This is a genomic window from Myxococcus xanthus (assembly GCF_006402735.1).
Taxonomy (GTDB): Bacteria; Myxococcota; Myxococcia; order Myxococcales; family Myxococcaceae; genus Myxococcus; species Myxococcus xanthus_A.
On the sequence record NZ_CP017174.1, the window covers coordinates 2,281,803 to 2,304,952 of the forward strand.

General features: G+C 68.3%; 21 protein-coding genes and 6 tRNA genes. 26 read left to right on the forward strand and 1 reads right to left on the reverse strand.

The window, feature by feature from the left end; all coding sequences use genetic code 11:
* The first annotated feature begins 18 nt into the window (after nt 1-18).
* From BHS09_RS09675 to BHS09_RS09735, 13 genes are all read left to right on the forward strand, one after another.
* Nucleotides 19-525, forward strand: coding sequence for a regulatory protein RecX (locus BHS09_RS09675; protein ID WP_140789137.1), 507 nt, complete (start codon nt 19-21; stop codon nt 523-525).
* Between the two features lie 10 nt (nt 526-535).
* On the forward strand, nt 536-1,312 hold the full coding sequence (locus tag BHS09_RS09680; protein ID WP_174258708.1) for an outer membrane protein assembly factor BamD: 777 nt from the start codon (nt 536-538) through the stop codon (nt 1,310-1,312).
* Nucleotides 1,309-2,013 (forward strand): hypothetical protein, encoded by a 705-nt coding sequence (locus tag BHS09_RS09685; RefSeq protein ID WP_140797742.1) that lies wholly within the window; start codon nt 1,309-1,311, stop codon nt 2,011-2,013. The genes BHS09_RS09680 and BHS09_RS09685 overlap by 4 nt, the downstream gene beginning before the upstream one ends.
* A 39-nt stretch (nt 2,014-2,052) precedes the next feature.
* Nucleotides 2,053-2,775: a tetratricopeptide repeat protein gene (locus BHS09_RS09690; protein ID WP_011552090.1), complete on the forward strand. Its 723-nt coding sequence runs from the start codon at nt 2,053-2,055 to the stop codon at nt 2,773-2,775.
* Nucleotides 2,776-2,780: 5 nt separating this feature from the next.
* Complete coding sequence (locus BHS09_RS09695) at nt 2,781-3,719, forward strand: DUF4388 domain-containing protein (RefSeq protein WP_140789140.1); 939 nt, start codon at nt 2,781-2,783, stop codon at nt 3,717-3,719.
* Between the two features lie 64 nt (nt 3,720-3,783).
* On the forward strand, nt 3,784-4,842 hold the full coding sequence (selD, locus tag BHS09_RS09700) for a selenide, water dikinase SelD (RefSeq protein ID WP_140797743.1): 1,059 nt from the start codon (nt 3,784-3,786) through the stop codon (nt 4,840-4,842).
* Between the two features lie 50 nt (nt 4,843-4,892).
* Nucleotides 4,893-5,702 carry an N-acetylmuramoyl-L-alanine amidase family protein gene (locus BHS09_RS09705; RefSeq protein WP_140789142.1) on the forward strand — a complete coding sequence of 270 codons (810 nt, stop codon included), beginning with the start codon at nt 4,893-4,895 and terminating at the stop codon, nt 5,700-5,702.
* A gap of 87 nt (nt 5,703-5,789) precedes the next feature.
* Nucleotides 5,790-6,503: a ribonuclease PH gene (gene rph, locus BHS09_RS09710; protein WP_011552094.1), complete on the forward strand. Its 714-nt coding sequence runs from the start codon at nt 5,790-5,792 to the stop codon at nt 6,501-6,503.
* Complete coding sequence (rdgB, locus tag BHS09_RS09715; protein ID WP_140789143.1) at nt 6,500-7,093, forward strand: RdgB/HAM1 family non-canonical purine NTP pyrophosphatase; 594 nt, start codon at nt 6,500-6,502, stop codon at nt 7,091-7,093. The genes rph and rdgB overlap by 4 nt, the downstream gene beginning before the upstream one ends.
* 76 nt (nt 7,094-7,169) lie before the next feature.
* A tRNA-Pro gene (locus BHS09_RS09720) sits at nt 7,170-7,243 on the forward strand.
* A 36-nt stretch (nt 7,244-7,279) separates the two neighbouring features.
* A tRNA-Arg gene (locus tag BHS09_RS09725) sits at nt 7,280-7,353 on the forward strand.
* 99 nt (nt 7,354-7,452) lie between these two features.
* Nucleotides 7,453-7,526, forward strand: a tRNA-His gene (locus BHS09_RS09730).
* Nucleotides 7,527-7,549: 23 nt separating this feature from the next.
* Nucleotides 7,550-7,623, forward strand: a tRNA-Arg gene (locus BHS09_RS09735).
* An 86-nt stretch (nt 7,624-7,709) separates the two neighbouring features.
* Here BHS09_RS09735 and bet read toward each other — a convergent pair.
* On the reverse strand, nt 7,710-8,846 hold the full coding sequence (gene bet, locus BHS09_RS09740; RefSeq protein ID WP_140797744.1) for a phage recombination protein Bet: 1,137 nt from the start codon (nt 8,844-8,846) through the stop codon (nt 7,710-7,712).
* A 380-nt stretch (nt 8,847-9,226) separates the two neighbouring features.
* On the opposite strand from bet, the gene BHS09_RS09745 reads away from it, so the two are divergent.
* From BHS09_RS09745 to BHS09_RS09805, 13 genes are all read left to right on the forward strand, one after another.
* A tRNA-Lys gene (locus tag BHS09_RS09745) sits at nt 9,227-9,299 on the forward strand.
* 105 nt (nt 9,300-9,404) lie between these two features.
* A tRNA-Leu gene (locus BHS09_RS09750) sits at nt 9,405-9,486 on the forward strand.
* A gap of 106 nt (nt 9,487-9,592) precedes the next feature.
* Nucleotides 9,593-10,870: a trigger factor gene (tig, locus tag BHS09_RS09755; RefSeq protein ID WP_140797745.1), complete on the forward strand. Its 1,278-nt coding sequence runs from the start codon at nt 9,593-9,595 to the stop codon at nt 10,868-10,870.
* 21 nt (nt 10,871-10,891) lie between these two features.
* On the forward strand, nt 10,892-11,512 hold the full coding sequence (clpP, locus tag BHS09_RS09760) for an ATP-dependent Clp endopeptidase proteolytic subunit ClpP (RefSeq protein ID WP_011552098.1): 621 nt from the start codon (nt 10,892-10,894) through the stop codon (nt 11,510-11,512).
* A gap of 217 nt (nt 11,513-11,729) precedes the next feature.
* Nucleotides 11,730-13,013, forward strand: a complete 1,284-nt coding sequence (clpX, locus tag BHS09_RS09765) for an ATP-dependent Clp protease ATP-binding subunit ClpX (protein WP_140789147.1) — start codon at nt 11,730-11,732, stop codon at nt 13,011-13,013.
* Nucleotides 13,014-13,207: 194 nt separating this feature from the next.
* Nucleotides 13,208-15,373, forward strand: coding sequence for a prolyl oligopeptidase family serine peptidase (locus BHS09_RS09770; protein WP_140800645.1), 2,166 nt, complete (start codon nt 13,208-13,210; stop codon nt 15,371-15,373).
* A gap of 198 nt (nt 15,374-15,571) precedes the next feature.
* The gene (gene lon, locus BHS09_RS09775) at nt 15,572-18,019 is read left to right on the forward strand and encodes an endopeptidase La (RefSeq protein ID WP_140789149.1); all 2,448 of its coding nucleotides are present in this window, start codon (nt 15,572-15,574) and stop codon (nt 18,017-18,019) included.
* 137 nt (nt 18,020-18,156) lie between these two features.
* Nucleotides 18,157-19,863: a peptide ABC transporter substrate-binding protein gene (locus tag BHS09_RS09780; protein WP_140797746.1), complete on the forward strand. Its 1,707-nt coding sequence runs from the start codon at nt 18,157-18,159 to the stop codon at nt 19,861-19,863.
* Nucleotides 19,864-20,014: 151 nt separating this feature from the next.
* Nucleotides 20,015-20,899, forward strand: a complete 885-nt coding sequence (locus BHS09_RS09785) for an ABC transporter permease subunit (protein WP_140797747.1) — start codon at nt 20,015-20,017, stop codon at nt 20,897-20,899.
* Complete coding sequence (locus BHS09_RS09790; protein WP_140789155.1) at nt 20,896-21,708, forward strand: ABC transporter permease subunit; 813 nt, start codon at nt 20,896-20,898, stop codon at nt 21,706-21,708. Before BHS09_RS09785 ends, BHS09_RS09790 begins: the two co-directional genes overlap by 4 nt.
* Nucleotides 21,709-21,811: 103 nt before the next feature.
* Nucleotides 21,812-22,273 (forward strand): response regulator, encoded by a 462-nt coding sequence (locus BHS09_RS09795; protein ID WP_140789157.1) that lies wholly within the window; start codon nt 21,812-21,814, stop codon nt 22,271-22,273.
* 72 nt (nt 22,274-22,345) lie between these two features.
* Complete coding sequence (locus BHS09_RS09800; RefSeq protein ID WP_140789160.1) at nt 22,346-22,891, forward strand: YqgE/AlgH family protein; 546 nt, start codon at nt 22,346-22,348, stop codon at nt 22,889-22,891.
* On the forward strand, nt 22,891-23,148 hold the full coding sequence (locus BHS09_RS09805; protein WP_011552107.1) for a BolA family protein: 258 nt from the start codon (nt 22,891-22,893) through the stop codon (nt 23,146-23,148). Before BHS09_RS09800 ends, BHS09_RS09805 begins: the two co-directional genes overlap by 1 nt.
* The last annotated feature ends 2 nt before the right edge of the window (nt 23,149-23,150 follow it).

Genomic DNA, 23,150 nt, shown 5'->3' on the forward strand with positions numbered 1-23,150 from the left:
CATGCTAGGTATCCCGCCATGCATCCGGAGGACGAAGGGCCCGACGCTGTTCGCCGTGCCACGGACGCGTGCCTGAAGCTCCTGTCCATGCGCGGGCGCAGCCGCCGCGAGCTGGAGCAGGCCCTGGCCCGGAAGGGCTTCACCGAAGCGGTGTGCGAAGCCGCGCTCGCCCGCGTGAAGGATTGGGGCTACCTGGACGACGAACGCTTCGCGCGCGAGCGAGCCACCCTGCTCCTGGGCCGAGGCCGGCTGGGGCCAGATGCGGTGGCGCACCGGCTGCGGGCGCACGGGCTGGAGGAGGGGACCGCCCAGCAGGCCATCTCCGAGGCGAGCGACGCGGTGTCCTTCGACGCGCTGGCCACGGCGCGGGCGGTGCTGGAGAAGCGGGGACTGCTCGGCCGCCCGCTGGGGGCCAAGGAGCGGGCCCGCGCAGGACGGCTCCTGGACAGCCGAGGCTTCTCGGAGGACGTCATCTACCGGTTGCTCGGAGAAGCTTCGCTGGACCCCTCGGGGCCGGAGGAATAGCGTGGTGGGGATGCGTTCCGCCGTCGCCTTTCTGTCCGCCTTCCTGCTGTTCGGTACCGGGTGTGCGTCCCTCACGCAGGGCCAGGCCGGTGAGCCTGACTATGCCGCCGTCGCCGATGAAAACCTGCGGCTCGGCTCCGAGGCCCTGGAGAACAAGGACTTCTTCCGCGCCCAGAAGTACTTCGAGTACGTCCGGACGAAGTTCCCGTACCAGGAGGCCGCCCGCGAGGCCGAGCTGAAGCTGGCCGACGTGGACTTCGAGCGCGACGCCTTCCCCGAGGCCAAGGAGCAGTACCAGGCGTTCATCAAGCTCCACCCCACGCACGCCAAGGTGGACTACGCCGCCTTCCGCTCCGCGATGACGCACGTGCGGGCCTACCCCTCCGAGTTCTTCGCCCTGCCGCCGTCCCGCGAGAAGGACCAGGGCGAAATCCGCTCCGCGCTGGTGGCCATGGAGGAGTTCCTGCGCCAGTACCCCCAGTCTCAGTACGTGGCGGAGGCGAAGACGCACCGGGAGGACGCCCGGCGCCGGCTCGCCTCGCACGAGCTGTACGCGGCCCAGTTCTACCAGAAGCGTGAGCGCTGGAAGGCCGTGGCTCAGCGCCTGGAAGGGTTGCTGCGCCGCTACCCGGGCACGGAGTACGAGGAGGAGGCCCTCTTCGACCTGCACGACGCGTACGTGAAGCTGAATGACACGCAGAAGGCGCAGGACACGCTGCGCCAGGTGCTGCGTCGGCTGCCCGGCACGCCCGCCGCGGAGCGCGCCCAGCGTATGCTGGGCTCGTGAGAACGACCCAGGACTGGAGCCGCCTCGGTGGCGGCCTCATCGTCCTCCTGGCGCTGGGCGCCACCCTGGCCCTGTTCGTCCCACGCTTCCTGGGCGCCGCGGCCGGTCCCGAGCTGGAAATCATCACCGCGCTCAAGGCGACGGAATCCAGCGGCCTGTCGTTGCCCGTCCCCGGCGCGCCGGTGCCCCTGACGTCCCGGCAGCACCGCTTCGCCCGCATCACCGTCAACGTGGCGCCTGGAGGTCAGCGGGCGGAAGCGCAGGCCACGCTCGACTTCGAGGGCGCCCTGGGCGACACCCGGGTGGGCACGGCAGGCGTGGAGCGGGTACCCTTCGTGGTGCGAAACGGGTCCTGGGTGCCGGAGACGACGGCGGCGCCCCGGCTCCAGGCGCTGGTGACGGCATTGGAGTCCCGCCGCAGGGCGCTCCAGGCGGCGGACGCGGAGTCCCTGGGGCGGCTGGCGGGACCGGGCACGCCCGGCGTGGGCGGGCCGGAGTGGGAGCAATTGCGCCAGGTCCGGGCGCGGGGTTACCAGGTGGAAGCGTGGTACGTCCGGCTGGAGCGGGACGATGCGGTGGTGACGGAGCATTGGCGCCTGCAGGGGGCGCTGCCGGCGCGGCCGGTGGACACCCGGGGCCAGCGGCAACTCTCGTTGTCGCTCAGTGGTGATGAATTCTTGTTTTCTGCCAGCCTCATGTAGGCTAGCCGTCTCGGAGGCAGGGCCCTGGCGGGCCGATTCATGGACGAGCCCCTCAAGCAGCTACTGACCCTCGGGCGCGGCTACTTCGAGAAGAAGCAGTACGCGCAGGCCGAGCAATACCTCGCGAAGATCGTCGAGCAGAATCCGACGTTCGCGGACGTATTCAACATGCTCGGCATCATCTACCACGACCAGGGGCAGTTCGCCCGGGCGCAGCGCGCGTTCGAATCCGCGCTGAAGCTCAACCCCGCCTATACCGAGGCGGCGCTCAACCTGGCCGTCATCTACAACGACATGGGGAAGTACGCCGAGGCGAAGGAGGTCTACCAGGCCGCCCTCTCCCAGCAGAAATCCGGCCCGGACGAGCTGGACCCCTACGTGGAGAAGAAGATCGCCAACATGTACGGCGAGATTGGCGACGTCTTCGCCTCCAGCGGCGTGTGGGCCAAGGCCATTGAGGAGTACCGGCGCGCGCTCGCGCTGTGTCCTCAGTTCGTGGACATCCGCCTCAAGCTGGGCAACGCCCTGCGCGACGCGGGGGACAACGCGGCGGCCCTCATCGAATACGAGCAGGTCATCGCCCAGAACCCGGCTTTCATTCCGGGACACATCCAGTATGGAGTCGCGCTGTACTCGGCCGGGCGGCGGGCGGAGGCGGTGCAGGTCTGGGAGGACGTGCTGGTGCGCAGCCCCGGTAACAAGAGCGCGCAGATGTACCTCAACCTGGTGAAGGACCCCGGCAAGGCGGAGCAGGCTGGCTGACGACCATGGACACCCAAAAGACCTACGCCCTCAAGTTCATCTCAGGGAAGTACCAGGGCGGCGAATTCCCGCTGAAGGCGGACAAGCAGATCGTCATCGGCCGCTCCAGTGAGCTGGACATGGTGCTCGTGGAGGACATGGTCTCCCGCAAGCACGCGCGCATCAGCTTCTCCGATGGGAGCATCACCATCGAGGACCTGGGCTCCACCAACGGGACCTTCGTCAACGGTGAGAAGGTGAAGCAGTCCCGCCTGAAGGAAGGGGACCGCATCCTCATCGGGACCTCCATCCTCAAGCTGGTGCACCAGGGCGCCGAAGGCGCCAGCGTGGATGAGGGCACCGCCCGGTTGAAGCTGGAGGAGGCCGCCGCGGCCCAGGCCGCGCGGACGACCAACAAGGCCAGCTCCATGACGGGGAAGATCGAGGAGATTCCCCTCCCGGACCTGCTCCAGCTGTTCCACACGTCCAAGAAGAACGGCGTGCTGGTGGTGCAGCGCAGCGACCAGGAAGGGCGCATCTACCTGCGCCAGGGCCGCGTGTACTACGCCGTCATCGGCGAGAACCACAACCTGGGTCCGCAGAAGAGCTTCAACCGCATCATCACCTGGGAAGAGGGCGACTTCGAGCTGCGCCCGGCGGAGAACCAGGAGTTCATGGTGGAGCTGGACTCGTCCACCGAGGCGCTCCTCATGGACGCGCTCCGCCAGCTGGACGAAATCAAGCGCCTGCAGCCGAGCTTGCCGACGGCGGGTGCCTCGCTGGCGCTGGCCTCTCCGCTGACGCCGCCGCTCAAGGAGCTGGCGCCGGAGCTGCTGGACGTGCTGCAACTGGTGCACAACTACGGCACCCTGAACGCGGTGATGGACCACGCGGACGCGGACGACGTCGTCACCGCCGAGGCCGTGGTGCAGCTGCTCAAGCGGGACTACATCCGAGCGGCCTGAGCGGTGAACGGGCCGGGCCCTTTCCGGGGCCCGTGCCGGGACGGCGAGGCGCGGGGAAGCGGGCATGGCGGAGAAGAAGACGGACAAGGTGAAGCGCCTCACCGAGCTGAGCCACTGCGCGGGCTGCGCGGCGAAGCTGCGGGCCTCGGACCTGGCGCAGGTTCTGGGAGGGCTGAAGTCCACGAAGGGCCCCCAGGCGCTGGTGGGGTTCTCCACCAACGACGACGCGGCCGTGTACCGGCTGGCGCCCGGCATGGCCGTGGTGGAGACGGTGGACTTCTTCCCGCCGGTGGTGGACGACCCGTTCCAGTTCGGGGCCATCGCCGCGGCGAACGCGCTGTCGGACATCTACGCCATGGGCGCGCGGCCCCTCTTCGCGCTCAACCTGGTGTGCTTCCCGGACGAGCTCCCGCTGAAGGTGCTGTCGAAAATCCTGGCGGGCGGCCAGTCCAAGGCGGACGAGGCTGGCATCCCCATCCTGGGCGGCCACAGCATCCGCGACCCCGAGCCGAAGTTCGGCATGGCCGTCACCGGCGTGGTGCATCCGAAGAAGGTGCTCACCAACGCGGGCGCGAAGCCGGGGGACGTGCTCTTCCTCACCAAGCCCCTGGGCTCGGGCATCGCCACCACCGCCATCAAGCGGGGCGTGGCGTCCAAGCAGCTGGCGAAGCGGGCGCTGGGGGTGATGACGACGCTCAACCGCGCCGCCGGCGAGGTGTTCGCCTCCGGGAAGTTCAAGGTGAACGCCCTCACGGACGTGACGGGCTACGGCCTGTTGGGGCACCTGCTGGAGATGATGACCGCGGCGAAGACGCGCGCCACGCTGGACCTGGAGCGCATCCCGCTCATCGCGGAAGTGCCCGCGCTGGCGGAGGACGGCGTGGTGCCCGGCGGCACCAGGTCCAACCTCGCCCATGTCCACAAGAAGGTCCGCTTCCCCGAAGGACTGCCCGAGTGCATCCAGTGGGTGCTGGCGGACGCGCAGACCAACGGCGGCCTCCTGGCCAGCGTCCCCGCACGTCAGGCGCTCAAGGCGCTCAAGGCGCTGGAAGCGGCTGGCGTGGACGCGGCGCTGATTGGTGAAGTCCAGGCGGGGAAACCGGGCATCGACGTGGTGGGCTGAGGCCCGGATTTCGCTCTCGCGGCCGGGCTCCGCTAGCATGGGGCCCCAGCATGCCGTCGCCGCGCCGCCCCCTCCTCGGCCTCCTGTCCTTGCTCTGGCTGGTCCCCGTCATCGCCGGGGCCGCGGAGCGTCCCGCGCGCATCATCATCGACCCGGGACACGGTGGCGCGAAGGAAGGCGCCAAGGGCCCCGGAAAGCTGCGGGAGAAGGACGTCGCGCTCCAGATTTCGCTCCGGCTCCGGGACAAGCTCGAGGCCGCGGGGGGCGACGTGTTCCTGACGCGCGAGCGCGACACGCTGGTGTCGTTGACGGAGCGCGTGGCGTGGACCAATGACCACGCGCCCGACCTGTTCATCTCCATCCACGCCAACTCCATGCCCACCAAGCGGATGCGCGCGCGCACCGAGGGCGTGGAGACGTACTTCCTGTCCGCCAGCGCCTCCGGTGACGCCGCGCTCGCCGTGGCGGACCGGGAGAACGCGGAGGCGCCCATGTCGCGCGCCGCGCGCACCGACTCCACGCTGGCCTTCATCCTCCAGGACCTGGCGCGCACGGAGGCGCACGCGGATTCCTCGCGCCTGGCCTACGCCATCCACCCGCGCCTCGTGCGCGGCACCCGCGCGGTGAACCGGGGCGTGCAGCAGGCGCCCTTCTTCGTCCTCTCCGGCGTGGAGTGTCCGGCGGTCCTCGTGGAGGTGGGCTACATCTCCCATCCCGTGGAGGGCCCCCGGCTGGGCCGGCCGGAGTACCAGGAGAAGCTGGCCGAGGCGATTACCGAGGGCGTGCTGGCCTTCCTCAAGGAGACGCGCCGCCGGGACGCCGCCCGGGGAACCGAGGTGGCTGGCCCCGTGTCGCCCTGAGTGCAACGGCGCCAAGGCAATCGACACCCGCGCGGCGTGGCTCTGGTAGAGAAGGGGACGCTCGTCCTCATTTCCCAGGAGCCTGCTGTGCGTTCCTTTCAACGTGGTGCGCTGGACCTTCGCCCCGTCGTCCTCACCCCCGGTGTCTCCCGCTACGCGGAGGGCTCGGTCCAGGTGGAGTTCGGCCACACCAAGGTGCTCGTCACCTGCTCCACGGAGGAGCGCGTTCCGCCGCACCTGATGGGCAAGGGCTCCGGCTGGGTGACGGCGGAGTACGGCATGCTGCCGCGCGCCACGCACTCGCGGAACCAGCGTGAGTCCGCCAAGGGCAAGCAGACGGGCCGCACCATGGAAATCCAGCGGCTCATCGGCCGCTCCCTGCGCGCCGCGGTGGACCTGTCCACCCTGGGCCCTCGCACCCTGACGCTGGACTGTGACGTGCTCCAGGCGGACGGCGGCACCCGCACCGCTTCCATCACCGGGGCCTACGTGGCGCTGGTGCTGGCGCTGCGCTCGCTGCAGAAGGCCGGGACCATCTCCAAGCTGCCCAAGCTCACGCCGTTGGCGGCCGTGTCCGTGGGCATCGTCAAGGGCGAGGTCCGGGTGGATCTGGACTACGACGAGGATTCCACCGCGGATGTGGACCTGAACCTGGTGGCCACCGCGGACGGCCGCATGGTGGAGCTGCAGGGGACGGCGGAGCACCAGCTCTTCGACCGCAAGGCCCTGGACGCCATGGTGGACGGCGGGCTGGCCGCCATCCAGAAGCTGACCGCCGCGCAGGCGCAGGTGCTGGGATGACGGTGAAGCCCCGGCTGCTCTTCGCCACGTCCAACAAGGGCAAGCTGCGCGAGCTGCGCGGCCTCGTCGGAGACTCGGTGGAGGTGGTGTCCCTGGCGGACCTGCCTCCCGTGCCCGAGCCCGTGGAGGACGGCGCCACGTTCGAGGAGAACGCCGTGAAGAAGGCCCGCGCCTATGCGGACGCCACGGGGATGCTCACCCTGGCGGATGACTCCGGGCTGTGCGTGGACGCGCTGGGCGGCAGGCCCGGTGTGCAGTCCGCGCGCTATGCCCCGGGGGATGACCGGGCCCGCTACGAGAAGCTTCTGACCGAGCTGGCCGGCGTGCCCGACGCGCAGCGCACCGCGTCCTTCCGCTGCGCGCTGGCGCTGGTGGGGCCCGGAGGAGGGGAGGCGAAGGTGGAGGTGGGGCAGTGCCAGGGCCGTATCGGCCACGCGCCGAAGGGGAGCCATGGTTTCGGCTATGACCCCGTCTTCATCCTTCCGGACGGCGACCGTGCCCTGGCGGAGCTGACGCCGGAGGAGAAGTCGGCCATCTCCCACCGGGGGAAGGCCTTCCAGAAGATGAAGCCCCACCTGCTGGGCTTGTAGCCGTCCGGAATGCGAGGCCGTCAGTCACGTCGGCCTTGCGCGTCCGTTCGGGATGGTTCAACAATGCCGGACTTCTCGGGGCGTAGCGCAGCCTGGTAGCGCACCTGCCTTGGGCGCAGGGGGTCGGAGGTTCGAATCCTCTCGCCCCGACTTGAAGTGCAGCATCGGAAGCAGGCGGCCCGGCCAGCTCCAGTAGCTCAGCTGGATAGAGCACCGGCCTTCTAAGCCGGGGGTCGCAGGTTCGAGCCCTGCCTGGGGCGCTAACCTGGCCGTAAGTAACATTTGGGCCTTGTCAGGGTCCTGGTTTCCAAGGTAGGGAAGCCGCCGCTTCAAACGCCGTTCGCGGTAAAGCTGTAACGGCGGCCATAGCTCAACTGGTTAGAGCGCCGGACTGTGACTCCGGAGGTTGCCGGTTCGATCCCGGTTGGCCGCCCTTCTTTACCCGCCCTCGAAATTGCGTTCGTAGCTCAACTGGATAGAGCACCGGGCTTCGAACCCGGGGGTTGGGGGTTCAAGTCCCTCCGAGCGCGCACCTTCCAGCAGACTGAAGCAGGAACGCCCCCGCCATTTTCGCAGCGGGGGCGCCCCTCACAGCCTGACGGTTTCCTGCTCAGCGTTACGCATCATGGGCCGCGCCGTTGCCGCCGCCCGTCGACGCCGGCACCCGGCAGCGCAGCTCCGTCTCCGCCTCCAACGCCAGCAGGTTCTCCCGCATGGCCTTGGCCCAGCGCGCCCGGGGCTGCTCCATCAGCTTCTCGTTGGCCAGGTCGATGGACTCGCTCAGCTCGTCGTCGGAGAGCTCGGAGGCCGTCTTTCCCTTATGGGGGCCGAACGCCACCACCACGGCGCTCGGCTTGGGGCGTGGCGCGGTCTCTGGACTGGCGGCGGGCTGGGCCTTGGCCACCGGCTCCCGCTGAGGGGCCGGGGCGGCGGGCCCCGCCTCCAGCGTGGACTCGCGGGGCTGCTTGGGCTGGAGCGGCACGTCGATGTCCAACTGCGCCGCGGCGGCCTGGGACGCGCGCGGCTCCTGGGGCGCCAGTGGAGGGAAGGACGCCTTGAGGGGACCGGGCTTGGAGCCTAGCACCTCGTAGGGGCCGCTGCCGTGCTCGTCCGAGTGCGACTCGTAATCCTCGGCGGGCATCTCCTCCCGCACATAGAGTCCACCGAAGGCCTCCGGGTACGCCTTGCGCAGGGCGGCCACGCGGGCGCACTTCTCAATCATGGTGGTGGGAATCTTGGACCACAGCGGCGTCTGCTGGACGTAGCCGCTGAAGTCCAACCACACCACCACGGGCAGCTTGTCCTCGCGCACCACGCGCGACCATGCACCCACCAGCGCGCCCTTGCGCTTGGCGGGGTTGAAGCGGTGCACCACCTCGCCTCGGCCCTGGTCCACGACGATGTCGTCCTCGGCGAACACCGCGCTCGCCTGGATGCCCTTGAAGTCCGGGAAGCGCTCGGCGCGCGCGAGCATTCCGGCCTCGGAGGGCTGGAACTCGTACTTCGTCACCCAGTTGGGCCGCTCGCGGTTGCCGGCATTCTGCCGGCGCGCCACGCAGAAGGCCTCCTTGAGGAGCGGGTCCAGGCCACTGCGCTTGCACTGCTCGATGAAGAGGGCGAACTCGTCCTCGCTGATGCCGCGAGGGCAGATGGTCCGCTTCACGAGCTCCACGCGCTCCCGCGTCCACCCGGCGTGCTGGCCACCCTGGCCGGCCGCCGTTCCTTCCGCCTTCTGTTGGGGGTTGGCTTCCATCTCTGTCTTCTCCTGCTACGTCCTGCGCGAAAAGGGCGGACGACCTCCGTCCGCCCGCATGGTTGCCGCGGGGTGCTCGGTGCTCTTGAGGTGACTGACCGCGAGCCGTCACACGCTCGCCGTCCCGCCAGCCTGGGACGAACAGCGTGCTACGGCCATGTTGAACATCGGAGTGGGGCGCTCGCTTCACATGCCTGCGTCACGCGCCGGGCCCGGCTGAAGAGCATGCGGACCAGCATCGACTCCGGAAATCACCGGAGACAGATCGCCACGGACAGGAATGAAGGGGGGCGCGAAAAAACGTTTTGACACAGCCAGCGGCGTTCTGTAGTTACCGCCGCCACCTGGACGCCGCGCAGGCGGCGGACCGGGGCAGTGCCGGGAGCGTAGCTCAATTGGCAGAGCAATGGACTCTTAATCCATAGGTTGTGGGTTCGATTCCCTCCGCTCTCACTGTGAGGCCCCTCCAGAAATGGAGGGGCCTTTTTGTTTTTCCGGCCCTCTGCCGTTCCGTGGACGTTTCACGGTAAGACGGTGCAGCGCACGACGACGCAACCCGGGCGGGTGGCGAAACTGGTAGACGCGCCAGACTTAGGATCTGGTACCGCAAGGTGTGAGGGTTCGAGTCCCTCCTCGCCCATTTCGCGTTGACCCGTTCGTGCCTATCCCCTAAAGGCGCACGTCCCACTTTTCCGGCACCGCCCGAAACGACTGATTGTCCGGCGGCGGTGGCGAGCGAGGCCCGCATGAAGGTCCAGGTCGAGGAGCTTTCTCCCATCGAGAAGAAGCTCTCCATCGAGGTCGACAATGCCCGCGTGGCGGAGGAGCTGTCCCGCGCGTACTCCAACCTGGGCCGCCAGGTGCGGCTGCCAGGGTTCCGTCAGGGCAAGGTGCCTCGTCGCATCCTGGAGCAGCGCTACCGCGACCAGGTGGAGGACGAGGTCATCCAGCGCGTGGTGCAGAGCGCGTACGTGGAGGCCATCCGCGAGCACAACGTGGAGGTCGTCGCCACGCCGCAGGTGACCAACTCCGGTCTCAAGCCCAACACCCCGTTCACCTTCGAGGCTCGCGTCGAGGTGAAGCCCAAGGTGGAGGCCAAGGACTACCAGGCGCTGCCGCTGACGAAGTCCGACACCGCCGTCACCGACGAGCAGGTGAACGAGCAGTTGGAGCGCATGCGCCAGTCGATGGCTCGGCTGGAGCCCGTCACCGACCGCGACACCGCCGCCTCCGGCGACTACGCCACCGTGGACTTCGACGCCACCGTGGACGGCCAGCCCTTCGCGGGCAGCAAGGCGGAGGGCATCACCGTGCAGGTGCAGCCCGGTGAGCTGGTGGAGTCCAAGATTGCCGCCCTGGAGGGCGTGAAGGTCGGCGAGTCCAAGGACATCGACTACGCCTTCCCGCAGGAGTACCAGGTGGAGGAGGTGCGCGGAAAGACGGCGCGCTTCCACATCACGCTCAAGGGCGTGCAGAAGGAAATCGTCCCCGAGCTGAACGACGACTTCGCCAAGCAGACGGGCGTCTCCCAGTCCATTGACGAGCTGCGCACCAAGCTCCGTGAGGACATGGAGAAGGCGCGCAAGTCCCAGGTGGAGGGCGAGGAGCGCGAGGCGCTGGTGAAGGCGCTGCTGGAGCGCAACACCTTCGACGTGCCCCGCGCCATGGTGGAGCGGGCCATGGACTCCATGCTGCGTGGTGCGCTGCAGCAGCTCCAGCGCTCCGGTGTGGACCCCCGCCAGCTGAACCTGGACTTCAACCGTCTGCGCGAGGACATGCGCGAGAAGGCCCTCCAGGAAGTGAAGGGCACGCTGCTCTTCGAGTCCATCGCTCAGAAGGAGGGCATCCAGGCCTCCGACGCGGATGTGGACGCCCGCATCGAGCAGCTCGCCAACGAGGCGGGCCAGCCGCTCGCCGTGGTGCAGAAGTACTTCAAGGGCGCCGACGAGCGGCTCGGGTTGTCTCTCCGACTCAGGGAGGAAAAGACGATTGAATTCCTGAGGAGCCGGGCGAAGTATTCGTAAGGTTCCCTCACCGAGGTCGACATGCCCTTCATGCCCGTTCCCTACGTCATCGAGCAGACCCACCGGGGTGAGCGCTCGTACGACATCTACAGCCGGCTCCTGAAGGACCGCATCGTGATGCTGGGCACGGAGATCGACGATGACGTGGCCAACGTCATCGTCGCCCAGCTGCTGTTCCTGGAGTCGGAAGACCCGGACAAGGACATCAACCTCTACATCAACTCGCCGGGTGGTTCGGTGACGGCGGGCCTCGCCATCTACGACACCATGCAGTACGTGAAGTGTCCGGTGTCCACCATCTGCGTCGGGCAGGCGGCCTCCATGGGGGCCGTCCTCCTGCTCGCCGGTGCCAAGGGCAAGCGTTACGCCCTGCCGTCCAGCCGCATCATGATTCACCAGCCCTTGGGCGGTGTGCGCGGTCAGGCAACGGACATTGAAATCCAGGCGAAGGAAATCCTCCGGATGAAGGCGAAGCTCAACGAGCTCATCGTCAAGCACACCGGACAGTCCATCGAGCGTGTCGAGAAGGACACGGACCGCGACTACTTCATGGGCGCGTCCGAGGCGAAGGCCTACGGCATCATCGATGAAATCCAGAACCCCCGGAAGGTCGTGGGACTGGGCAAGGAAGAGAAGAAGTAGGCGGATTGCCGAGGCTTCGGGGCCTCGGTCGGCAGCCGGAGCCGCGGGAATGCGCCCCCGCGACTCCGGCTTTCTGCTTTCTGCGTCATGGCACAGGCCCTGTTAAGTACCCGGAAGGCGCGTGGACGTTCCGGACGGGGGCTGACTAGATTGGTCCCGAGCCAGGAACGGGGTGGAGTTCGGGGTCGGGGGCCTTTCAGGCGCAGCGAGGGACGAAATGGCGGGCAAGAACGTGGAGAAGCGAGACAACCAGACCCTCTGCTGCTCCTTCTGTGGAAAGTCACAGAAGGAGGTCAAGAAGCTCATCGCGGGGCCGACGGTCTACATCTGCGACGAGTGCATCGGGCTGTGCAACGACATCATCGCGGAGGAGATCGACCGCGAGGAGACGAAGGACACCAAGCTGCGCATCCCCCGGCCCTCCGAAATCAAGGCGGTGCTGGACGAGTACGTGATTGGGCAGGAGCGGGCGAAGAAGACGCTCTCCGTCGCCGTGCACAACCACTACAAGCGCATCGAGTCCAAGGTCGCGATGGAGGACGTGGAGCTCCAGAAGAGCAACATTCTTCTCCTGGGGCCTACCGGTAGCGGCAAGACGCTGCTGGCGCAGACGCTGGCGCGCATCCTCAACGTGCCCTTCACCATCGCCGACGCGACGTGCCTCACCGAGGCCGGCTACGTGGGCGAGGACGTGGAGAACATCATCGTCAACCTGCTGCAGGCCGCCGACCACGACATCGAGCGGGCCCAGCGCGGCATCGTCTACATCGACGAAATCGACAAGATCGCGCGCAAGTCGGAGAACCCCTCCATCACCCGCGATGTCAGCGGCGAGGGCGTTCAGCAGGCGCTGCTCAAGCTCATCGAAGGCACGGTGGCCAATGTTCCGCCCAAGGGCGGCCGCAAGCACCCGCAGCAGGAGTTCCTGCAGGTGGACACCACCAACATCCTCTTCATCTGCGGCGGCGCCTTCGGCGGGCTGGACCAGGTGATTGAGCGGCGCATGGGCGGTCGCAGCCTGGGCTTTGGCGCGGAGGTGCAGTCCAAGAAGCAACGCAGCCTCACGGAGCTGCTCAAGCACGTGGAGCCGGAGGACCTGCTGAAGTTCGGCATGATTCCGGAGTTCATCGGCCGCCTGCCCATCATCACCGCGCTGGAGGAGCTGGATGAGGCTGCCCTCATCAACATCCTCAACCAGCCGAAGAACGCGCTCACCAAGCAGTACCGCAAGCTCTTCGAGCTGGACGGCGTGACGCTGAAGTTCACCGACGGCGCCCTCAAGGCCATTGCCAACGAGGCCATCCGCCGCAAGGCGGGCGCCCGTGGCCTGCGCTCCATCCTGGAGTCGGCCATGCTGGACGTGATGTACGAAATCCCGTCCCGCAAGACGGCCCGCGAGGTGCTCATCTCCGAGGAAGTGATTCTCAAGAAGAGCGAGCCGGTGGTGCTGCACGCCCAGCCGGAGAAGGAAGCCGCGGAGCCGAAGAAGGAATCCGCCTGACGCCAGGGCCCGTAGGGGCCCGGTGTTGTCTGGTTGACGGGGCGCGTCACGGAACCACCAGGTGTGGTCCGGGCGCGCCTCTTTCGTCAGGGGAGGGGCCGGGCTTGCGTTGGCCCCGCCACACTTTTTGTGGGACGGCCGGGGGCCTTTCTGTATGTGCTGGGCCCATGAGAAAGCTGCTCGTTCCCGCCCTGATGTCGCTCGCGGCGTGTGCCTCCCAGAAGGAGGCCGCGCGTGATGAGCTGCCCGCGGCAGCCTCCGCGGCCCCCGTATCCGAGGAGTCTCCCCGCATGTCCTACCCGGCGACCCGGGCGGAGCAGGTTGTCGACACATTGCACGGCGTCCAGGTAGCGGACCCCTACCGCTGGCTCGAGGACGAGAAGGCCCCCGAGGTCCAGACGTGGATGACGGCGCAGAACGCGCACGCCCGCGAAGCGCTGGCGAAGCTCCCCGGCCGTGAGGCCCTGGCCGCGCGCTTCAAGGAGCTGTTCTACACCGACTCCGTCTCCACCCCGTCGCGCCGCAACGGGCGCTTCTTCTACGTCCGCACCCACAAGGACAAGGAGAAGGCCATCCTCTACTGGCGCCAGGGGGAGAGCGGGCAGGAGAAGGTGCTGTTGGATCCGAACGGCTGGAGCAAGGACGGCACCGTGTCCCTGGGGACCTGGGCCGTGTCCTGGGACGGCAAGAAGGTGGCCTTCGCCCAGAAGCCCAACGCCGCGGATGAGGCGGTGCTGCACGTCATCGACGTGGACTCCGGCGAGTGGTCCAAGGTCGACGTCATCGAGGGTGGCAAGTACGCCACGCCCAAGTGGACGCCCGACAGCAAGGGCTTCTATTACGAGTGGCTGCCCACGGACCCGTCCATCAAGGTGGACGAGCGCCCCGGCTACACCACCATCCGCTACCACACGCTGGGCACGGAGCCGTCGAAGGACACCGTGGTGCACGAGCGCACCGGCGACCCGACGACGTTCCTCCAGAGCGACCTGAGCCGCGACGGCAAGTACCTGTTCGTCTACATCCTCCGCGGCTGGAGCGAGAACGACGTCTACTGGAAGCGGCCGGGTGAGAAGGACTTCCGCCTGCTGGTGAAGGGCGCGGGCGCCAAGTACGAGGTGCACGCCTGGAAGGACCGCTTCTACGTCCTCACCGACGAGGGCGCCCCGCGCCAGCGCGTCTTCGAGGTGGATCCGGCGAAGCCGACCCGCGCGTCGTGGAAGGAGATTGTCCCCGAGGACCCGTCCGCGTCCCTGCTGTCCGCCAGCATCGTCGGCGGGCACCTGTCGCTGGAGTACCTCAAGGACGCGACGTCCGAGGTGCGCGTGGCCACGCTGAAGGGCAAGCCGGTGCGCACGGTGCAACTGCCGGGCGTGGGCGCGGCGTCCAACCTGATGGGCCTGGAGGACCTGGATGACGCCTACTACGTCTTCACGTCCTTCACCACGCCCCGTCAAATCTACAAGACGTCCGTCAGCACCGGGAAGTCGGAGCTCTGGGCCAAGGTGGACGTGCCCATGAACCCGGAGCAGTACCAGGTCGAGCAGGTCTTCTACGCGTCCAAGGACGGGACGAAGGTGCCCATGTTCGTGGTGCACCGCAAGGACCTGAAGCGTGACGGCAACGCGCCCACGCTGCTCTACGGCTACGGCGGCTTCAACGTGAACATGGAGGCCAACTTCCGCTCGAGCATCCTGCCCTGGCTGGACGCGGGCGGCGTGTACGCGGTGGCCAACCTGCGCGGCGGCGGCGAGTACGGCAAGGCCTGGCACGACGCCGGCCGCCTGGACAAGAAGCAGAACGTCTTCGACGACTTCCACGCGGCGGCCGAGTACCTAGTCCAGCAGAAGTACACGCAGCCCAAGCGGCTGGCCATCTACGGCGGCAGCAACGGCGGCCTGCTGGTGGGCGCGGCCATGACGCAGCGGCCGGAGCTGTACGGCGCGGTGGTGTGCGCGGTGCCCCTGCTGGACATGGTGCGCTACCACCTCTTCGGCAGCGGCCGGACCTGGATTCCGGAGTACGGCACGGCGGAGAAGCCCGAGGACTTCAAGACGCTGCACGCCTACTCGCCCTACCACCACGTGCGGCCGGACGTGCGCTACCCCGCGCTGCTGATGATGGCGGCGGACCACGATGACCGGGTGGACCCCATGCACGCCCGCAAGTTCGTGGCGGCGGTGCAGAACGCGCCCGGAAACCCGGCGACGACGCTGCTGCGCATCGAGGCCAACGCGGGTCACGGCGGCGCGGATCAGGTGGCCAAGGCCATTGAGTCCAGCGTGGACCTGTATTCGTTCCTGTTCCATGCCCTGGAGGTCCAGGGGGCACAGGGTGGGGTGGCGGCGCAGGGCCGCTGACACCCCAAGCGGACACCCGAGGGAGTCTCGGGTGTTCCCTTGATGGCACGACGCCGTTCCCCAATCTTGAGCCGGGGAACGGCGCCGCGAATCGCCGTGTTATAGAACTGCTGCATCCCGTACGAATGCTCGGCGAGCGAGCAGACGGGCAACTCTTCTAGGGGCCTGCAACTCCGAGGGCCCGCAGGTGGCGGATACATGTTCTTCGGACGTGACGACAAGAAGGAAGCCCAGAAGCGGGGTTTGACGGTCCCGCTCTTGCCCCTTCGGGACATCATCGTGTTCCCGCACATGGTGGTGCCGTTGTTCGTCGGCCGGGAGAAGTCCATCGCGGCGTTGAAGGACGCGATGGCGCACAAGGGGCCGGATGACAAGGCCGTCATCCTGCTGGCTGCGCAGAAGAAGGCCAAGACGAACGACCCCACCCCCGACGACATCTTTCACTTCGGTACGCTGGGCCACGTCATCCAGCTCCTCCCGCTGCCTGACGGCACGGTGAAGGTGCTGGTGGAAGGCGTGCGCCGCGCCAAGGTGAAGAAGTTCCACCCCAACGACGCCTTCTTCATGGTCGAGGTGGAGGAGGTGGAAGAGCAGACGGAGAAGACGGTGGAGCTGGAGGCGCTCGTTCGCAGCGTCCACTCCGTCTTCGAGGCCTTCGTCAAACTCAACAAGCGCATCCCGCCTGAGATGCTGATGCAGGTGGCCAGCATCGACGACCCGGCGCGGCTGGCCGACACCATCGTCGCGCACCTCTCCCTGAAGCTGAACGACAAGCAGGCCCTGCTCGAGACGGAGTCCCCGGCCAAGCGCCTGGAGAAGCTCTACGAGCTGATGCAGGGTGAGATCGAGATTCTCCAGGTGGAGAAGAAGATCCGCACGCGCGTCAAGAAGCAGATGGAGAAGACCCAGAAGGAGTACTACCTGAATGAGCAGATGCAGGCCATTCAGAAGGAGCTGGGTGAGCGCGACGAGTTCAAGAACGAGATTCAGGAGATTGAAGAGAAGCTGAAGAACAAGCGGATGAGCAAGGAGGCCACGCTCAAGGTCAAGAAGGAGCTGAAGAAGCTCCGGATGATGAGCCCGATGAGCGCCGAGGCCACCGTCGTCCGCAACTACATCGACTGGATCATCAGCCTCCCCTGGTACGACGAGACGCAGGACCGTCTGGACGTCACCGAGGCGGAGACGGTGCTCAACGAGGACCACTACGGCTTGAAGAAGCCGAAGGAGCGCATCCTCGAGTACCTGGCCGTGCAGCAGCTGGTGAAGAAGCTCAAGGGCCCCGTGCTGTGCTTCGTCGGTCCTCCGGGCGTCGGCAAGACGTCGCTGGCGCGCTCCATCGCTCGGGCCACCGGCCGCAAGTTCGTGCGCCTGTCGCTGGGCGGCGTTCGTGACGAGGCGGAGATTCGTGGCCACCGGCGCACGTACATCGGCGCGATGCCGGGCAAGCTCATCCAGTCGCTGAAGAAGGCGGGCAGCAACAACCCCGTCTTCCTGCTCGACGAAATCGACAAGATGTCCACGGACTTCCGCGGCGACCCGAGCGCGGCGCTGCTGGAGGTGCTGGACCCCGAGCAGAACCACACCTTCAACGACCACTACCTGGACCTCGACTACGACCTGTCCAAGGTGATGTTCATCTGCACCGCGAACACGATGCACAACATCCCCGGTCCGCTGCAGGACCGCATGGAAGTGATTCGCATCGCGGGGTACACGGAGCCGGAGAAGCTCTCCATCGCCCGCCGATACCTCATCCCGAAGGAGCAGGAGGCCAACGGGCTGTCGGACCTCAAGGTGGACATCTCCGACCCGGCGCTGCGGACCATCATCCACCGCTACACGCGGGAGTCGGGCGTGCGCTCGCTCGAGCGTGAGATTGGCGGCGTGTTCCGCAAGATTGCCCGCGACGTGCTGAAGAACGGCAAGCGGGACATCGACGTGGACCGGAAGATGGCCATGAAGTTCCTGGGCACGCCCCGCTACCGCTACGGCATGGCGGAGGCCGAGGATCAGGTGGGCATCGTCACGGGCCTGGCGTGGACGGAGCTGGGCGGTGAAATCCTCACCACCGAGGCCACCATCATGCCGGGCAAGGGCAAGCTCATCATCACCGGCAAGCTGGGTGAGGTGATGCAGGAGTCCGCGCAGGCGGCCATGTCCTACGTGCGCAGCCGCGCCGAGCGCTTCGGCATCGACCGCAAGGTGTTCGAGAACTACGACATCCACGTCCACTTGCCGGAGGGTGCGATTCCGAAGGATGGGCCGTCCGCCGGTGTCACCATCTGCACCGCCCTGGTGAGCGCGCTCACCCGCGTGCTCATCCGCCGCGACGTGGCGATGACGGGCGAAATCACCCTGCGTGGACGGGTGCTCCCCATTGGCGGCCTGAAGGAGAAGACGCTGGCCGCGCACCGGGCGGGCATCAAGACGGTCCTCATCCCGAAGGCCAACAAGAAGGACCTGAAGGACATCCCGCTGAAGATTCGCAAGCAGCTGCGCATCGTCCCGGTGGAGTTCGTGGACGACGTGCTGCGCGAGGCGCTGGTGCTGGAGAAGCCGGAGGAGTTCGGCCGCAAGCCCGTCTCCGACGGTGGCAAGCTGGGTGCCGAGCTGCCCTCGTCGCCGGCCGTGGCTCCGGCCTAGCGGAGACAGACAGCACCCGGTGGGCCGCCGCGCCTGCCAGGCCGAGCTGAAGGGACGCCAGGACGCCGGACGACCAAGGTCGCCGGGTTCCTGGCTTCTCCTTTTCTGGCGCCTGGACCTTCGGGGTAGAAGGGGCCTTGGTGGCTCCGCGCGCTCGACTCCGGTGGTGGTGGTACCTGCTGGCCGTGTGGGCCGCGTCGTGTGGACCGTGCGGCTTCCAGCCGGAGCCCGGCGTGAAGGTGGTGGTGCCGGCCATGCCCACCACGCTGGATTGGAGTCACTCGGACCCGGACAGTTGGGCGAACTACCCGGTGATGCTGGCCACCCAGCGCGGGCTCACGCAGCTGGGGCCGGACCATGCCGTGGAGCCGGGGCTGGCCGAGCGGTGGGAGCGCGTCACGGATGGGCAGGGGCGGGATGTCTATACGTTCCACCTGCGGCGGGACGTTCGCTGGTCGAATGGCGCACCGCTGGTGGCGCGTGACTTCGTCGTGGGCTGGCGGCGCGCGCTGCAGGGCCGCGAGCGCGGAGAGATGGCGGACCTGGAGGGGGCCTCCGAGGCGCTGGCGCTCCAGGAGCAGGGCGCGCCGGAGGCTGAGGTTCGCGCCGCGTTGGAGCGCGTGGGCGTGGAGGCCGTGGACGCGCACACGCTTCGGGTGACGCTGGCGCGGCCGCGCAGCTACTTCCTGGCGCGCGTGGCCAACGTGTACCTGTTCTATCCGGCGCCCTCGGCGGACCTGGAGGGGAAGTCGGACGAGGAGGTTCGGGACTACTTCGACCGTCCGCGCGATGGCCGGCCACTGGCGCTGGGGCCTTACCGCGTCGAGCGGTGGGACCGCGCGGGGGAGCGGGTGCGGCTGGTCCATAACCCGGCTTCGGCCTTTCCAGCGCCGATGGCAGAAGGGGAGACGCCCGTTCCGGTCATCACGCTGATGAAGTCGGAAATCGGCCCGGCGCTGTACGAGCGGGAGCGGGTGGACTTCGTCTTCGTGGACAGCGCCGCGGCGCTGCGCATCCACCGGCCGGACGACTTGCGCCGCGAGCCGTTGCTGTCCACGTACTTCCTGGCCTTCAACACGGAGAAGGCGCCGCTGGACAGGCCCGAGGTGCGGCGCGCGCTGTCCCGGGCGTTGGACCGCGAGGCGCTACTGGCGGGGTTGCTGCCCGCGGCGCGGCCGTCTCATGTGTTGCTGCCGCCGGAGCTGCCGGGGGCCGCGACGACGGAGCAGGCCGCGCGGCTGCCGCACGATGCGCCGGAGCAGGCTCGGGCGGAGCTGGCGGGTGTGGCGGGGCTGGAGCGGCCGTTGCGGCTCGTCTACCGGTCAGGGGATGGATTCGTTCCCGAGGTGGCCATCGCGGAGCGGGTGGCCGCGCAGTTCGCGCGCGTGGGCGTGCGGGTGGTGCTGGAGGCGCGCTCGGATTTCTCGGCGGAGATTTCCCGGCGCTCTGCGCGGGGGCCTCGCACGTATGACTTGTACCTGAGGCGCCTGGGGGCGGATTACGCGCACCCGAATACGTTCTTCACGCTGTTCGAGCGTGAGGGCAATCACCAGACGGGGTGGGAGACGCAGTCGGGCGGCGAGCCCATGGCGCGCTTCGAGCGACTGCTGGAGGCAGGGGACGGCGCGCCGGACGAGGCGAGTGCCCACGCGTCATATGTCCAGGCGCAGGAGGTGTTGGTGGGGGAACAGGCGGTGATAGCGCCCCTGTACCATCCGGACCGTTACTACCGCGCGCGCGAGCGGCTGCGCGGACTGGACGTGGACCCCTTCAACTTCCTGGCGCTGCGCGCGCTTCGCTTGGGGCCGACGCTCGATGCCTCCCGTGCGGGGGAGTCGCCGTGAGCGGCAGCGGAAGGAGTTGCAGGCTGCCTCTCGTATGCGCTTCGCGTGGGGCCCATGGCATCGCGCAGCGGCGTCACGCGAAATCGACTCGCGTCTGTCAGCGCATGCGGAGCTGTGTTGCTGGCGCTGGTCGTCGATGGGGAGGCGGGCCATGAGGGCCATCGCCCAGCGGCTGTTGCGGCAGGTGGTGCTGGTGCCCGTCGTGGCCGTGGCGTCGTACTTCCTCATGGCCTCGCTTCCGCTGACCATGGAGACGGACGCGAAGCGGCAGGTGTCGCGTGAGCTCGCGGCCTCGTACCGGAGGGATTTGGGCATCGGCGAGCCGCTGGGCTTCCTGCGCCCGTGGGAGAAGCTCTTTCGCGGCGAGCGTCTGGGCACGAGCGCCCAGGGCATCACCGGCGATGAGCTGCTGACGAAGCTGTCTGGCAGCGTAGGCGTGGGCTTGATGGCGCTGCCACTCGCGCTGACGTGGGCCCTGGGCTTTGCCTTGCTTCGGACACGGTGGAGGAAAGGCCAGTGGGCCGCGCTCGGTGACGTGGTGCCCGCTGTGGCCTTCGGAACACCCGTCTTCATCCCCGCGCTACTGCTCGCGCCTGGCGTGGTGGAGCGTGGGCATCTGCTGCCGGAATTGTGCGCGGCGCTGGTGACGTCCATCTGGCCCGGCATCTTCCTGGGCACGCTCGTGGGCGACTCGCTGGAAGCGGAGCTGTCGCGCGACTACGTGCGCACCGCGTTGGGCAAGGGCCTGTCGCGCGCCGCGGTGCTGCGCCGTCACGTTCTGCCCAACGTGTGGCCCGCGATGCTGGACGCCGTGGGGCCAGTGGCCACGTCGCTGCTTGCCGGTTCTTTCGCCGCGGAGCGCGTCCTGGGCCTGCCGTACTTCGGCCAGCTCTACGTCCTGGCCGTGCTCAACAAGCAGGTGGCCGTCGTCGTCGTCGCCACCACCACCTTCGCGACCCTCCTCGTCGTCGTGAGTCTCGCGGTGGAGGTGCTGCGCTACGCCGTGGACCCGCGCTCCCGGGAGGCCTCGGCATGAGCCGCGTTCCCGTGCGCGCCCGCGTTGGCCTGGCGCTCCTCGTGGGCCTGGGCCTGCTCAGCCTCGTGGCGGGGCGGCTCTTCCCCGAGGCCCTGGCCAGCACCTGTCCGCTGGGCATGGACCCCACGCGCCCGGACCGCACCGTCTGCGAGCTCGCCTTCGGCGGACTCTGGGTCTCCCTCGCCGTGGGGCTCGCGGCGGGCGCGCTCTCCACCGCGATTGGCCTCACCGTGGCCGCCGTGGCGCGGCTGTCCGGCGGCGCGGTGGAGCAGACGTTGCTGCGCGCCGTGGACGCCGTCTTCGCCTTGCCGGACGTGCTGGTGGTGATGGTGCTCCAGCTCGCGGGGCAGTCGCTCTCCGACGCGGGAGCGGGCGGCGGCCTGGGCCCCTTCGGATTGATGGTCGTCTCGCTGGCCCTGGTGGGCTGGGCGGGGCCCGCGCGCATGTTCCGCAACCGACTGGCGACGCTCGAGTCCCAGGAGTACGTGGCCGCGTCCCGGGCGCTCGGCGGAGGCGGACTGCACTTGCTGCGCGTCCACCTGTGGCCCGCGCTGCGGCCCTTCGCGCTCGCGGTGTTCCTGTCGCGGCTCCCCGCCGCCATCCTCACCGAGTCCACCGTGAGCTTCTTCGGCATCGCCCGGATGGAGCCCATGTCCCTGGGCCGCTACCTGGGCACCAGCTACGCGGCCCTCATCTACGAGGGCGGCGGCCGGGTCGTGCTGCCCGCCTGGGCGCTGCTCGTGCTGCTGGTGCTCGGCGCCTCGCTCGCCTCCCAGGCGCTCTCCGGGGCACCTCGCAGGGCGTCCTGACGGGCACGGGACACGGGCGCCCGCCCTGGCGCGACGTGGAATTCCCAACGTTGGTGGAGGGGTTCTCCTCACACGGAAACCTTTTGCCCACATTGGTGCCATCATGTCCCTGACGCCCAGCGAAGAGCTTGCCACCTCCACCGAACTCGACACCCGCGAGCGCGAGGAGCGCACGGACTTGCTCAAGCTGGAGCCCGTGCGCGGCGCGGTGCTCGTCGTCGAGGATGACCCGTCCCACCGTGAAATCCTGGTGGAGCTGCTGGCGGGCTGGGGCTACGAGCCCCTGCCCGTGGGCAGCGCCGAGGAGGCCGAGTTCGCCGTGCGCAACAAGCGCATGGACGCCGCCGTCGTCGACGTCTTCCTGCCCGGCCGCAGCGGCGCCACGTTGATGTCGCGGCTGCGCGAGCGCTTCCCCCAGTCCGTCCTCATCGGCGTCAGCGCCATGAGCGACGCGGCCATGGCGCGCAAGTGCAAGGGCCTGGGCGCGGACCTCTTCATCGGCAAGCCCCTGGACCCGGAGCGGCTTGCCGAGGCCCTCCAGTCCAGGCACACGAGTTGGCATTGAGGCCCCCTCTGGCCGGGGGCGCCGGGGCGGGTTCCGGTTGCGCCATCCGCGTGAACGGTTGATGCTCCTGGCGTGAAGAACCTCGCTCCCGGCTTGCTGCTGGCCATGCCCCAGCTCGGCGACCCGAATTTCTACCGCTCGGTCGTCTTGATGCTGGAGCACTCGGAGACGGGCTCCATGGGGCTCGTCATCAACCGGGGAGCGCCCCTGACGCTCGGTGAGCTGGCGCGCGGGCAGAGCCTGGGCATCGCCGCCGGGCGGAAGGAACATTCCGTCTACCTGGGCGGCCCGGTGGAGCCCCAGCGGGGCTTCGTCCTCCACGACGACACGGAGCAGCGGGAGAAGCATTCGGTGCTGCCCGGCCTGTTCCTGAGCGTGACGCTGGACGCGTTGGGCCCGCTGCTGACCAACCCGAACCCGCGCCTGCGCTTCTGCCTGGGGTATGCGGGCTGGGGGCCGCGCCAGTTGGAGAGCGAGATTGCCGCCGGCTCCTGGCTCTTCACCGAGGCCTCCGCGGAGGCGGTGCTCGGGCAGGAGCCGTCGAAGCTGTGGGACACGACGCTGCGAGGCATGGGGGTGGACCCCGCCATGCTGGTGATGGGAAGGGGAATGAACTGATGCTCGACGCCGAATTCATCCGGGCCCGCATCCTGGAGGCCCTGCCGGGCTCCGAGGTGGAGGTACGGGATTACACTGGGACGGGAGACCACTACGAGGCCCGGGTGGTGAGCCCTGACTTCGCTGGGAAAGCGATGGTGCAGCAGCACCAGCTCGTGTACGCGCCTCTCCAGCAGTGGCTGAAGAGCGGCGAGCTCCATGCGCTCGCGCTAAAGACCTATTCACCCGAGCAGTGGAAGAAGCTCGGGACTCGCTAGAA

Coding starts and splice junctions, on each gene's coding strand:
- BHS09_RS09785 (WP_140797747.1), top strand. CDS start 20,015: ATGAGGGCCATCGCCCAGCGGCTGTTGCGGCAGGTGGTGCTGGTGCCC.
- BHS09_RS09680 (WP_174258708.1), top strand. CDS start 536: ATGCGTTCCGCCGTCGCCTTTCTGTCCGCCTTCCTGCTGTTCGGTACC.
- BHS09_RS09705 (WP_140789142.1), top strand. CDS start 4,893: ATGCCGTCGCCGCGCCGCCCCCTCCTCGGCCTCCTGTCCTTGCTCTGG.
- BHS09_RS09675 (WP_140789137.1), top strand. CDS start 19: ATGCATCCGGAGGACGAAGGGCCCGACGCTGTTCGCCGTGCCACGGAC.
- BHS09_RS09690 (WP_011552090.1), top strand. CDS start 2,053: ATGGACGAGCCCCTCAAGCAGCTACTGACCCTCGGGCGCGGCTACTTC.
- BHS09_RS09795 (WP_140789157.1), top strand. CDS start 21,812: ATGTCCCTGACGCCCAGCGAAGAGCTTGCCACCTCCACCGAACTCGAC.
- BHS09_RS09695 (WP_140789140.1), top strand. CDS start 2,781: ATGGACACCCAAAAGACCTACGCCCTCAAGTTCATCTCAGGGAAGTAC.
- rdgB (WP_140789143.1), top strand. CDS start 6,500: ATGACGGTGAAGCCCCGGCTGCTCTTCGCCACGTCCAACAAGGGCAAG.
- clpP (WP_011552098.1), top strand. CDS start 10,892: ATGCCCTTCATGCCCGTTCCCTACGTCATCGAGCAGACCCACCGGGGT.
- clpX (WP_140789147.1), top strand. CDS start 11,730: ATGGCGGGCAAGAACGTGGAGAAGCGAGACAACCAGACCCTCTGCTGC.
- lon (WP_140789149.1), top strand. CDS start 15,572: ATGTTCTTCGGACGTGACGACAAGAAGGAAGCCCAGAAGCGGGGTTTG.
- selD (WP_140797743.1), top strand. CDS start 3,784: ATGGCGGAGAAGAAGACGGACAAGGTGAAGCGCCTCACCGAGCTGAGC.
- BHS09_RS09805 (WP_011552107.1), top strand. CDS start 22,891: ATGCTCGACGCCGAATTCATCCGGGCCCGCATCCTGGAGGCCCTGCCG.
- BHS09_RS09770 (WP_140800645.1), top strand. CDS start 13,208: ATGTCGCTCGCGGCGTGTGCCTCCCAGAAGGAGGCCGCGCGTGATGAG.
- tig (WP_140797745.1), top strand. CDS start 9,593: ATGAAGGTCCAGGTCGAGGAGCTTTCTCCCATCGAGAAGAAGCTCTCC.
- bet (WP_140797744.1), bottom strand. CDS start 8,846: ATGGAAGCCAACCCCCAACAGAAGGCGGAAGGAACGGCGGCCGGCCAG.
- BHS09_RS09790 (WP_140789155.1), top strand. CDS start 20,896: ATGAGCCGCGTTCCCGTGCGCGCCCGCGTTGGCCTGGCGCTCCTCGTG.